The following is an 11,070-nucleotide window of genomic DNA, read 5'->3' as shown; positions in this document are numbered from 1 at the left end:
GTAAGATCCCTGAAAGATGATCAGGTTGATAGGTCAGAGGTGGAAGCGTGGCGACATGTGGAGCTGACTGATACTAATCGATCGAGGACTTAACCTTATTGTTTTTGAACTGTGCAAAAACCCTTCTTATTATCTAGTTTTGAAGGAATGATATTCCTTTCATGTTTGGTGGCGATAGCAAAGAGGTCACACCCGTTCCCATTCCGAACACGGAAGTTAAGCTCTTTAGCGCCGATGGTAGTTGGGGGTTTCCCCCTGTGAGAGTAGGACGCCGCCAAGCTGATATTTAATAATATTTTGTATAATTTCTTAAATGATGGATATACTATTATTAAGTAATAATTTTATCGTCGCGGGGTGGAGCAGTCCGGTAGCTCGTCGGGCTCATAACCCGAAGGTCGCAGGTTCAAATCCTGTCCCCGCAATTATAAAAAAAGCGAAACTTAGGTTTCGCTTTTTTTATTGTCTAAATGAATTGAGATTTATTTGTCCTCACTTAACCTCAGTAGTTTCAAGAATTATTAACATGTGGATAACTAATTAAGAATTTTTTATCCAGCATTAACAATCAGTGGCGGATGAAGAAAACCCCCACTGATTAAATTAAGACGGTTCAGATAAACTAGGTATAGTAGATGTTTGTTTTGTCTTACATAATTTCATGAAACCTGTAACATGTTAACTAAAAAGGTTAACAACGAAAAACGTACATTGTAGATACCTAGTTTGAATCGAAAAAATTATCCACAGAGTTAAATATTAAGAATTGTTCATTTCGATTTGTGGATAACTAAAGATCGGTTTTCTTCTCAATAATGGTGTCCAAATATTTCTAGATTATCTTGAACAAACAGCCTTCAAAGTAAAGAGATAGTGAAATGGATTTTTAATTCTGGAGAAAATGGTGCTCACAGTAAAGGTTCTTCTTATAGTCTTGTACTTTTCTTGTTTGTGTCTTGTTTTGAAAAAAGGTAAACTACTAATAGGATAATGAACAGCTATGTGTTTAGCTGATTGGCTTTTTTGAGGTGATAGTATAGATGGAGCAGAAGTTTGAATGGGTTTCTGGAAGTGAATTGGAGACAGTAAATTTTGCTAGTGCTTTGGCGGAGAAGCTTAATGCTGGAGATGTTTTGGCTTTAGAAGGGGATCTTGGAGCTGGCAAAACAGCTTTTACCAAAGGGCTTGCAAAAGGATTGGGCGTTAAGCGGAATGTAAATAGTCCGACATTTACGATAATAAAAGAATATATGGGCCGTTTACCGTTGTATCATATGGATGTATATAGAGTGAGCGGAGAAGAAGAGGATCTTGGCTTTGACGAGTATTTCGAGGGAGAGGGAGTGACTGTTGTTGAATGGGCCCATTTAATTCAAGAGCAGCTTCCTGAAGACATATTAACAATTCAGATTTTTAGACTGGGTGATTCAAAAAGGCAAATTGTATTACAGCCTTCTGGAACTCGGTATGTTGAGTTATGTAAGGAGATTATTTCATGAAGGTATTAGCGATTGATACATCGAATTTTACATTAGGAATAGCTTTAACCGATGGAGACCAAGTAGTTGGGGAGTATGTTACAAACCTAAAGAAAAATCATTCTTTACGTGTAATGCCGGCCATTGAATCACTATTAAGAGATTGTGATACGAAGCCGTCTGAATTGGAGAAAATTGTCGTAGCAAAAGGACCTGGTTCATATACTGGGGTTAGAATAGGCGTTACTATTGCTAAAACCCTTGCTTGGACATTAAATATTCCTTTGGTTGGAATTTCGAGCCTAGAGGCTTTGGCAGCAAATGGCCGTTATTTCAATGGGATGATATCTCCTTTATTCGATGCGCGCCGTGGACAAATTTATACAGGATTGTATCAATTTACTGAGAGTGGTTTAGAGAGTTGTAGTGAGGATAAAAATATCTTGGCAGTTGAATGGGCACAGAAACTTAAAGAGTTGAACATACCTGTATTATTTGTCGGTCAAGATATTATGATTCATGCTGACACGCTTAAAGAAGTATTAGGTGAAAAAGCTTATTTTATTCCAGCACAAGCGTATAACCCAAGACCTGCTGAGCTGGCGTTTTTAGGAAGAGATAGGGTTCAAGAGGACGTTCATATGTTTGTCCCGAATTATGTGAGAATGGCAGAGGCAGAGGTTAAGTGGTTAGAGCAACAGAATAAATAGATAAAAATTCTAAATGGAAGAGACCGGTTGCGATGAGTAAAACGATGACGTTTCGATTAATGAGAACAGAAGATATCGACCAAGTTTTGATTGTAGAGAGACAGTCCTTTACGTTGCCTTGGAGCAGGGAAGCTTTCTATAATGAATTGAATCATAATCAATATGCAAAGTATCTGGTTATTGAGGATGAAGGAAAGATTGCCGGATATTGCGGCGCGTGGATCGTTATTGATGAAGCCCATATTACCAATATAGCTATTTTGCCTGATTATCGGGGGCTCAAGCTTGGTGAAGAACTACTTCGGAAGATGATTGATGTTGCTTTAAGTATGGGAGTTATTCGGATGACGCTTGAAGTACGTGTTAGCAATATAGTTGCCCAGTCGCTTTATAAGAAGCTTGGGTTTCAAACTGGAGGCATTCGTAAAAACTATTATACCGACAACCAGGAAGATGCATATGTAATGTGGGTGAATTTAACGTGAAAAAAGATCAACTTATCTTAGGAATAGAAACGAGCTGCGATGAAACCGCAGCAGCCGTTATTAAAAATGGAACCGATATTCTTAGTAATATCGTTGCTTCACAAATTGAAAGCCATAAGCGATTTGGTGGGGTTGTTCCTGAAATTGCATCAAGGCATCATGTGGAGCAGATTACTCTTGTATTGGAAGAGGCGTTGCGGGAAGCAGATGTTACTTATGCCGACATTGACGCTATTGCTGTCACTGAAGGCCCAGGTCTTGTGGGTGCATTATTAATAGGAGTAAACGCAGCAAAGGCAGTGGCGTTCGCACACAGCATTCCTTTAGTAGGTGTGCATCACATTGCAGGACATATTTATGCCAATCGGCTAATTAAAGAGATTCAGTACCCGGCACTTTCGCTAGTAGTTTCAGGGGGACATACAGAGCTTGTACTGATTGAACGTCCAGGGCATTTTAAGGTAATAGGTGAGACGCGAGATGACGCAGCTGGAGAAGCGTATGATAAAGTGGCTAGAACTTTGCATTTGCCTTATCCAGGTGGTCCACATATAGATCGATTGGCTCAGGAAGGGGATCCTACTTCTGTTCCACTACCAAGAGCGTGGCTTGAAGATTCGTATGATTTTAGCTTTAGCGGTTTGAAATCAGCTGTAATTAATACGATTCATAATGCAGAGCAGCGTGGTGAAACCATTAAGCCTGAAGATTTAGCAGCAAGCTTTCAGCAAAGTGTGATTGATGTGTTAGTTAAGAAAACGGTCAGGGCAACTCAGGAGTATGGTGTTAATCAAGTTCTTTTGGCTGGTGGAGTAGCTGCGAATAAAGGCCTTCGTAAGGCCCTTGCTAAGGCATTTGAAGACATTGCGAATACTGAATTGATTATTCCTCCTCTATCTCTCTGTACAGATAATGCCGCAATGATTGGAGCGGCAGGGAGTGTGTTATTTGAAAACGGAAAAAGATCTGGCATGGCGATGAATGGAAATCCAGGTTTAGATATTGAAACGATTTAATTGGAAAAGGTGAGTTAGCATAAAAGGCAGCTCACCTTTTTTATCGACTTTTTAGCAAGAAAACACCCTTTTCAAGTCACTTCAAATTTTTGTGAGAAAATTAAGTGGACATTAGTACAAGAATTATCTGTGGATAATCATCTAAAAAGTAAAATTATCCACAAGTAAGCGCATTAATGTTTAAAATTATAGAAAATTCCATCATTTGTGGATAACTATTCTTTGGATATGTGTATAACCATGTGATTTTGTGGGTAAGTATGTCTAGTTCTGTGGATATTGTGGAAAAGGTTTATGAAACCAGGAATAATAACGTTGATAATGTGGATAAGGTTGTGGATGATTGGGAAAAAGACAAAGAGGGTGAGATGTATGGGAAAAGGAACGATAGTGAAGCTTTCAATGAATAGAATAATTATTGCAGTTTTGTTTGTATCGGTTGTGCTTTTCGTTGCATTTGGCTTTCTTTATATATGGTTACACGGAAGTTTGGAAGTTCGTGTTACTTTAACCAGTTTGCTACTGTTCGTAGTTTCATATATTATCTTAATCTGCTTCCACGAAGCATTGCACTTGATAGCTTTTCATTGGATTGGTCATGTAGAATGGTCAAAACTGAAATATGGCGTGAATTGGAAGCTTGGAATAGCGTACGCACATTCTACGATGCCTATTACTGTAAAGCAGATGAAGTGGGTTTTGTTTATGCCGTTTGTTCCAACTGCTGTCATACCTTTGCTGTTTGGTTTAATCTTTAAATCACCTAGTTTTCTTTTGCTAGGCATCTTGATGGTGGCAGGCTGTATAGGGGATTATGCGCTTTATCAAAAGCTAAAGCCATTTTCTAATAAGGCTAAAGTAATCGATCACCCGACAAAACCACAATGTACGGTCTATGAATAAAAGCATCTGTCAAATATAAAAGGTCAGACCCCACATCTACAATATCGTTTAAGTAAAGTGTAACTGACACATTAAACGGTTCATAGAGTGTGAGGTCTGACTCTTTTGCGATACTCTAATAAGAATAGTTAAAATCGGTATTTACATGCCATCTTCGTGTCTTATTCCGCAAGCTCCGCCCATTCTTCAAGAAGTAGATCAAGTTCTGTCTGAACACGATCAAGTTCTGTTTGAATTGTGAGTACTTTTTCGTGATTTTGAAATACATCAGGGTCACAGAGAAGCTCGTTATAGTGCTCAACTTCGCTCTCAAGCTTTTCCATTGTTGCTTCAATTTCTTCAATACGGCGTTTACGCTGACGCTCTGCCTTTTTCGCTTCTTTATCTACTTTAAAAGACGATTTGTCTGCTGGTTGTTCTAGGTTTGCGCCATTTTGATTCCGTTCAAATTCTTGAATCTCTAGTTGTTCTTGCTTTTTTTCAACATAATAATCATAATCACCGAGAAATTCCTCGCTTCCGACTTTGGAAAGCTCAATGACTTTAGTGGCAATTCTATTAATAAAGTATCGGTCATGTGAAACGAAAAGGATCGTACCGGGATAATCAATCAAGGCATTTTCTAGAACGAGTTTACTGTCAAGATCAAGATGGTTAGTCGGTTCATCCAGAATAAGAAAATTCCCTTTCTCCATCATCATCTTCGCCAAAGCCAATCTTGCTTTCTCTCCACCGCTTAGGGTTGAGACAGTTTTCAATACTTCATCACCCGTGAATAGAAAATTACCAAGAATCGTCCGAATTTCTTTCTCAGGTACAGCAGGGTGCTCGTCCCAAAGTTCATTAAGCACACGTTTATTAGAAACAAGGTTCGCTTGTTCCTGATCATAGTAGCTGACTTGAACATTTGTGCCAAAACGAATGTCACCATGTATAGCTGCTAGTTTTCCAATAATCGTTTTTAATAAAGTCGATTTTCCGACTCCGTTTGGACCAACAAGAGCAAGGCTGTCTCCTTTTGAAATCTTCATTGAGATATTCTGAGAAACACAAGCGTCATCATAGCCAATTGCCAAGTCTTGAATGGAAAGAACGTCATTGCCACTTTGCCTTTCTATTTGAAAAGAGAAAGATGCGGATTTTTCGTCACCTTGAGGTCGATCCATTACATCCATTTTTTCTAACTGCTTCCGCCTGCTTTGGGCTCTTTTTGTAGTAGAGGCTCTTGTAAGGTTTCGTTGGACGAAATCACGTAGCTTTTCGATCTCTTCTTGCTGTTTTTCAAATAGTTTCATGTCACGCTCGAAGTCTTCTGCCTTTTTCACGAGATAATTGCTATAATTACCATGATACTTCTTGATAGCATTACGCGAGATTTCATAAACTTGATTCACAACTTTATCTAAAAAGTAGCGGTCATGAGATACAATAAGTACAGCACCATGATAACTTTGGAGATATTGTTCTAGCCATGATAATGTTTCAATATCAAGATGGTTTGTCGGTTCATCCAAAATTAAAATATCAGGCTTGGTCAAAAGCAACTTTCCAAGTGCCAATCTTGTCTTTTGACCACCGCTCAAACTGTGAATCAATGTAGAACGGTCAAAGTCTGCAAACTGAAGTCCATGAAGGACGGAGCGGATATCAGCTTCGTATTGATAACCACCTTGCTCCTTGAATTGCACTTGCAACGTATCATATTCAGAAAGGACCTTTTGATAAAAGAGTTCATTTTCAAATGTTTCGGGCTGAGACATCGTTTTTTCTAGTCTGCGCAGCTCCTTTTCTTTGGAAATAAGATCCTCATATACAGTTAGCATTTCATCCCAGATGGAAAGCTCCGATTCAAGCCCGGTATCTTGTGCTAAATACCCAATAGATACACCCTTTGGTTTGATTAATTCACCACCATCAAAGGAAAGATGTCCAGCAATGATCTTCAATAATGTGGACTTACCTGCACCATTTCTGCCGACTAATGCAATTCTATCTTTATTTTGAACTTCGAGCTTCATATTTGATAAGATAAGTTCAGCTCCGTAATACTTAGATAATTGATTGATTTGTAATAAAATCATGATTTCACCTCGATTGCGTTATCCATAGTGTAACGTATCATGGTATTTAACGGCAATAGATGTACTTGTATAAAGTGAAACTTCAATTAGTAAGCTTTTCTTTTATCGCCGCTTTGAGGTAGGGGTCTTACGGCCCGTTAATGCGGGATATAGCATTCGTATAAGGAAATTAAACAAAGTTGTTACAAATAAAGCATTATAGTGTATGATTTAAAAAGAGCACTTCTCTTAGAAAAGGTCGACAGGAAACGATAAATTCCTGATGAACAAAAAGGTACAAGCATTGAAATGATAACGCTACCAGATAGATCTTTCACTGCTAATGCCAAATGATATGAAATGTGCAACTCAAGCATGAAATATTGAACGTTTTGACTTCTAAATGAAGAAATAGCACATGCGAAAGCGGGGAAAGTAATGATGCAAGAACCAATGAAGATTCCGCAAGCAACTGCCAAACGGCTGCCCTTATATTATCGTTTTTTAAAAAATCTATATTCTGCCGGTAAACAAAGAGTATCATCTGCGGAATTAAGTGAAGCGGTTAAAGTTGACTCCGCTACGATCCGCAGAGACTTTTCTTATTTTGGAGCCTTGGGTAAAAAAGGCTATGGATATAATGTGAATTATCTATTATCATTTTTTCAAAAAACTTTAGACCAAGATGATCTAACTCAAGTTGCATTAATAGGAGTTGGTAATTTAGGGACGGCTTTTCTAAACTATAATTTCTTGAAAAATAATAATACAAAAATTGCGATGGCATTTGATGTAGATCCAGAGAAGGTTGGAAAACGGGTAGAAGATGTGTATGTCCATCATATGGATGAAATCAAAGAACGATTGAAAGAAGAAAATATTGCGGTTGCGATATTGACTGTACCGGCATCAGTTGCTCAGCCAATTACGGATCAATTGATACAAGCAGATATTCGCGGTATTTTGAATTTCACACCTGCTAGATTAAATGTACCGAGTACGGTTCGGATTCATCATATCGACCTTGCCGTGGAATTACAGTCTCTTATTTATTTTTTGAAGAATTATACAGATTCAGAAGATAGTATAGAAGAATAATAAACACGCTGCTCGATTCTTTCATCCGGCAGCGTGTTTTCCATTCTATTACTTTTTCTTGTTTTTTTGTATGGCTTTAATCTTAGAATGAAGAATAAGCATTCTTACACCTGAACCGAAGTCAATAGTGGCTAGGCCGACAAGAAAATAAGAAAAGAAGCCCCAGCCGTTTGATGAGACCGATTGAATCGCAAATACGGTAAATAGAACACCTAATGCGATATAGATGATACCAATTGATAAAGGTGATTGACGTTTCATAAAAACCCTCCGATAAATGCTTGCGCTTTTTCCAAGGAATCCAAGTGTTTTTCAAAATTCAACTGAACGATGACGACAAGTGTATTCATCGCTACGTGTGCGAATATGGGAACGAGAATTCGATTGGTCTTTATATATAGATATGCAAAGGTAAAACCCATTGCGGAGTATAAGAGAATATGCTCGGGCTCAAAATGAGCAAAACCGAAGATGACTGAACTAATAAGTGCTGATAGGAAGAAGTTCAATCGTTTATAAAGAGTGCCGAAGATAATTTTTCGGAAAATGATTTCTTCCAGGATGGGTCCTACAATAGAGGTCACAAGCATCACGATTGGAAATTGGGTGATTAGTTTCAAAATTTGCTCTGTATTTTGTGAATTCTGTTCAATGCCAATTGACTTTTCCAACAGTCCAGCTATTGATTGTGCAAACATGGCAAGGAAGATGCCGCCAAATCCCCAAAGAATGGAAATGGGTATCGTAGTCTGATTACGCAGATCCTTCGTGCGCATCTCGTTTCGCATAAAAAATAGGCTAAATATAAGTGCGACAATGAAGCTGAAAACGATCCAATAGGCTCCAATTAACACTTTTAGTTCATTTGTTAACTCAACACCAGCAGAAACGGCAAACAACGCTATCATATCGACAGCCAATCCACCTGACAGCTGCATAATGACATATGTAATGATGACAAACCAATATTCTTTTTTCAACAAGATATCTCCTTTAATCTAAGGTATATGATCATTTTATGAATATAAAAAGAAGATAAGACCACACACACTAATTAGGCAACGTGTGCTGTATACGAAAACTTATACGCATCTTATTAAGAAAAGGTTATCAAAAAAAACTAGATAACTCCAATTATACGTACGAAAGAATTTCCATGAGAATTAGTATTCCCGTCTGCTAAATAAAATTAATAGTAAAATTTACAATAGAATTACTTGCAAAAGAACTTGCTTTTATTTAATATAATAATTGTGTTAGCACTCGATTGTGGTGAGTGCTAATAATTGAGGAAACCATATATCAACACAATTTGAGGAGGGTGTTTCACTTGTTAAAACCATTAGGTGATCGCGTTATTATTGAACTAGTTGAATCTGAGGAGAAAACTGCAAGCGGTATTGTACTTCCAGATACTGCAAAAGAAAAACCGCAAGAAGGTAAAGTCGTGGCTGTTGGTAATGGCCGTATTCTTGAAAATGGTGAACGTGTAGCTTTAGAGGTTGCTCAAGGCGATCGTATTATCTTCTCAAAATATGCTGGTACTGAAGTAAAATATGATGGTACAGAATACTTAATCTTACGCGAAAGCGATATTTTAGCTGTAATCAGCTAATCACATACAAACATAACTGAACGAAAACCATTTAAAAATATTAGGGAGGGTTTTATACATGGCTAAAGATATTAAATTCAGTGAAGACGCTCGCCGTGCAATGCTGCGTGGAGTAGATGCACTTGCAAATGCGGTTAAAGTAACATTAGGACCAAAAGGACGTAACGTAGTTCTTGAGAAAAAATTTGGTTCACCACTTATCACAAATGATGGTGTAACAATCGCAAAAGAAATCGAACTTGAAGATGCATTTGAAAACATGGGTGCAAAATTAGTTGCTGAAGTAGCGAGCAAAACAAATGATGTTGCTGGTGACGGTACAACTACAGCTACAGTTCTTGCTCAAGCGATGATCCGTGAAGGACTTAAAAACGTTACAGCTGGTGCTAACCCAATGGGTATCCGTAAAGGAATCGAGCAAGCAGTAAATGTAGCGACTGAAGAGTTAAAAGCGATCTCTAAACCAATCGAAAACAAAGAAAGTATTGCACAAGTAGCTGCGATTTCTTCTGCTGACGAAGAAGTTGGTCAATTAATCGCTGAAGCTATGGAGCGTGTTGGAAACGACGGCGTAATCACAATCGAAGAATCAAAAGGTTTCACAACGGAGCTTGATGTTGTTGAAGGTATGCAATTCGACCGTGGCTATGCATCTCCATACATGGTTACTGATTCAGACAAAATGGAAGCTGTCCTTGACAACCCATATATCTTAATCACTGACAAAAAAATCACAAACATCCAAGAAATCCTTCCTGTGCTTGAACAAGTAGTTCAACAAGGTAAACCACTATTGATGATTGCTGAAGATGTTGAAGGTGAAGCACTTGCAACACTTGTTGTGAACAAACTTCGTGGAACATTCAACGCAGTAGCTGTTAAAGCACCTGGATTCGGAGATCGCCGTAAAGCGATGCTTGAAGATATCGCTGCACTTACTGGCGGAGAAGTGATCACAGAAGAAGTTGGTCTTGATCTTAAATCGGCTACAATCGAATCATTAGGACGCGCTGCTAAAATCGTTGTTTCTAAAGAAAACACAACAATCGTTGAAGGCGCTGGAGATTCTGCTCAAATCCAAGCTCGCGTAAACCAAATCCGTGTTCAATTAGAAGAAACAACTTCTGAATTCGACCGTGAAAAATTACAAGAGCGCCTAGCTAAATTAGCTGGTGGAGTAGCAGTTATCAAAGTGGGTGCTGCAACTGAAACAGAATTAAAAGAACGTAAACTTCGTATCGAAGACGCATTAAACGCTACTCGTGCAGCGGTTGAAGAAGGAATCGTAGCTGGTGGTGGTACTGCTTTCCTAAACGTATACAGCAAAGTTGCTGAAATTCAAGCTGAAGGTGACGTAGCAACGGGTATCAACATCGTTCTTCGTGCAATCGAAGAGCCTGTACGCCAAATTGCTCACAACGCTGGACTTGAAGGATCAGTAATCGTAGAGCGCCTAAAAGGAGAAACAGTAGGCACAGGATTCAATGCTGCAAACGGCGAATGGGTAAACATGATCGAAGCTGGTATCGTTGACCCTACAAAAGTAACTCGTTATGCACTACAAAACGCAGCATCTGTTGCAGCTATGTTCTTAACAACTGAAGCAGTTGTTGCTGACAAGCCAGAACCTGCTGGTGCAATGCCTGCAATGCCTGATATGGGCGGCATGGGTGGAATGGGCGGCATGATGTAATCATCAAGCTGT

11 protein-coding genes, 1 tRNA gene and 2 rRNA genes are annotated in these 11,070 nt (G+C 38.7%); 11 read left to right on the top strand and 3 right to left on the bottom strand.

What is annotated here, in order from left to right:
- The 8 genes from HNP81_RS21930 to HNP81_RS21895 form a co-directional block, all read left to right on the top strand.
- A 23S ribosomal RNA gene (locus tag HNP81_RS21930) occupies positions 1–97 on the top strand; the annotation flags it as partial.
- A 67-nt stretch (positions 98–164) separates the two neighbouring features.
- Positions 165–280, top strand: a 5S ribosomal RNA gene (gene rrf, locus HNP81_RS21925).
- Between the two features lie 71 nt (positions 281–351).
- Positions 352–425: transfer RNA gene (locus HNP81_RS21920), tRNA-Met, on the top strand.
- Between the two features lie 615 nt (positions 426–1,040).
- Entirely contained in the window at positions 1,041–1,499 is a 459-nt protein-coding gene (gene tsaE / locus HNP81_RS21915; protein WP_182504011.1) for a tRNA (adenosine(37)-N6)-threonylcarbamoyltransferase complex ATPase subunit type 1 TsaE, read from the top strand.
- Positions 1,496–2,188, top strand: a complete 693-nt coding sequence (tsaB, locus tag HNP81_RS21910) for a tRNA (adenosine(37)-N6)-threonylcarbamoyltransferase complex dimerization subunit type 1 TsaB (RefSeq protein WP_182504010.1) — start codon at positions 1,496–1,498, stop codon at positions 2,186–2,188. The genes tsaE and tsaB overlap by 4 nt, the downstream gene beginning before the upstream one ends.
- Positions 2,189–2,220: 32 nt before the next feature.
- Positions 2,221–2,673, top strand: coding sequence for a ribosomal protein S18-alanine N-acetyltransferase (rimI, locus tag HNP81_RS21905; RefSeq protein ID WP_028390603.1), 453 nt, complete (start codon positions 2,221–2,223; stop codon positions 2,671–2,673).
- On the top strand, positions 2,670–3,689 hold the full coding sequence (gene tsaD, locus HNP81_RS21900; protein ID WP_182504009.1) for a tRNA (adenosine(37)-N6)-threonylcarbamoyltransferase complex transferase subunit TsaD: 1,020 nt from the start codon (positions 2,670–2,672) through the stop codon (positions 3,687–3,689). Before rimI ends, tsaD begins: the two co-directional genes overlap by 4 nt.
- Positions 3,690–4,061: 372 nt before the next feature.
- Positions 4,062–4,592: a DUF3267 domain-containing protein gene (locus HNP81_RS21895; RefSeq protein ID WP_182504008.1), complete on the top strand. Its 531-nt coding sequence runs from the start codon at positions 4,062–4,064 to the stop codon at positions 4,590–4,592.
- Between the two features lie 161 nt (positions 4,593–4,753).
- Here HNP81_RS21895 and HNP81_RS21890 read toward each other — a convergent pair whose 3' ends face one another.
- Positions 4,754–6,673 carry an ABC-F family ATP-binding cassette domain-containing protein gene (locus tag HNP81_RS21890; protein ID WP_182504007.1) on the bottom strand — a complete coding sequence of 640 codons (1,920 nt, stop codon included), beginning with the start codon at positions 6,671–6,673 and terminating at the stop codon, positions 4,754–4,756.
- A gap of 417 nt (positions 6,674–7,090) precedes the next feature.
- Here HNP81_RS21890 and HNP81_RS21885 point away from each other — a divergent pair, with 417 nt between their 5' ends.
- A complete protein-coding gene (locus HNP81_RS21885) occupies positions 7,091–7,750 on the top strand; it encodes a redox-sensing transcriptional repressor Rex (RefSeq protein ID WP_028390607.1) in 660 nt (219 codons plus the stop codon).
- 48 nt (positions 7,751–7,798) lie between these two features.
- Here the strand turns inward: HNP81_RS21885 and HNP81_RS21880 are convergent, their stop codons facing one another.
- Together HNP81_RS21880 and HNP81_RS21875 are read right to left on the bottom strand one after the other, a co-directional pair.
- The gene (locus HNP81_RS21880) at positions 7,799–8,011 is read right to left on the bottom strand and encodes a YdiK family protein (protein WP_028390608.1); all 213 of its coding nucleotides are present in this window, start codon (positions 8,009–8,011) and stop codon (positions 7,799–7,801) included.
- A complete protein-coding gene (locus tag HNP81_RS21875; RefSeq protein WP_182504006.1) occupies positions 8,008–8,730 on the bottom strand; it encodes a CPBP family intramembrane glutamic endopeptidase in 723 nt (240 codons plus the stop codon). The genes HNP81_RS21880 and HNP81_RS21875 overlap by 4 nt, the downstream gene beginning before the upstream one ends.
- A gap of 350 nt (positions 8,731–9,080) precedes the next feature.
- Between HNP81_RS21875 and groES the strand changes: the two genes are divergently transcribed.
- Positions 9,081–9,365, top strand: a complete 285-nt coding sequence (gene groES / locus HNP81_RS21870) for a co-chaperone GroES (protein ID WP_028390610.1) — start codon at positions 9,081–9,083, stop codon at positions 9,363–9,365.
- A 58-nt stretch (positions 9,366–9,423) separates the two neighbouring features.
- The gene (groL, locus tag HNP81_RS21865) at positions 9,424–11,058 is read left to right on the top strand and encodes a chaperonin GroEL (protein ID WP_182504005.1); all 1,635 of its coding nucleotides are present in this window, start codon (positions 9,424–9,426) and stop codon (positions 11,056–11,058) included.
- Positions 11,059–11,070: the final 12 nt, after the last annotated feature.

The sequence above is a fragment of the Peribacillus huizhouensis genome, from assembly GCF_014138605.1.
GTDB classification, from domain to species: domain Bacteria; phylum Bacillota; class Bacilli; order Bacillales; family DSM-1321; genus Peribacillus; species Peribacillus huizhouensis.
This window is presented reverse-complemented; position numbering and strand designations above follow the sequence as displayed.

Bases quoted from the DNA above. Each gene is read 5' to 3' on its own strand.
- tsaE (WP_182504011.1), top strand. From the start codon at position 1,041: ATGGAGCAGAAGTTTGAATGGGTTTCTGGAAGTGAATTGGAGACAGTA.
- tsaB (WP_182504010.1), top strand. From the start codon at position 1,496: ATGAAGGTATTAGCGATTGATACATCGAATTTTACATTAGGAATAGCT.
- rimI (WP_028390603.1), top strand. From the start codon at position 2,221: ATGAGTAAAACGATGACGTTTCGATTAATGAGAACAGAAGATATCGAC.
- HNP81_RS21895 (WP_182504008.1), top strand. From the start codon at position 4,062: ATGGGAAAAGGAACGATAGTGAAGCTTTCAATGAATAGAATAATTATT.
- HNP81_RS21890 (WP_182504007.1), bottom strand. From the start codon at position 6,673: ATGATTTTATTACAAATCAATCAATTATCTAAGTATTACGGAGCTGAA.
- HNP81_RS21885 (WP_028390607.1), top strand. From the start codon at position 7,091: ATGATGCAAGAACCAATGAAGATTCCGCAAGCAACTGCCAAACGGCTG.
- HNP81_RS21880 (WP_028390608.1), bottom strand. From the start codon at position 8,011: ATGAAACGTCAATCACCTTTATCAATTGGTATCATCTATATCGCATTA.
- groL (WP_182504005.1), top strand. From the start codon at position 9,424: ATGGCTAAAGATATTAAATTCAGTGAAGACGCTCGCCGTGCAATGCTG.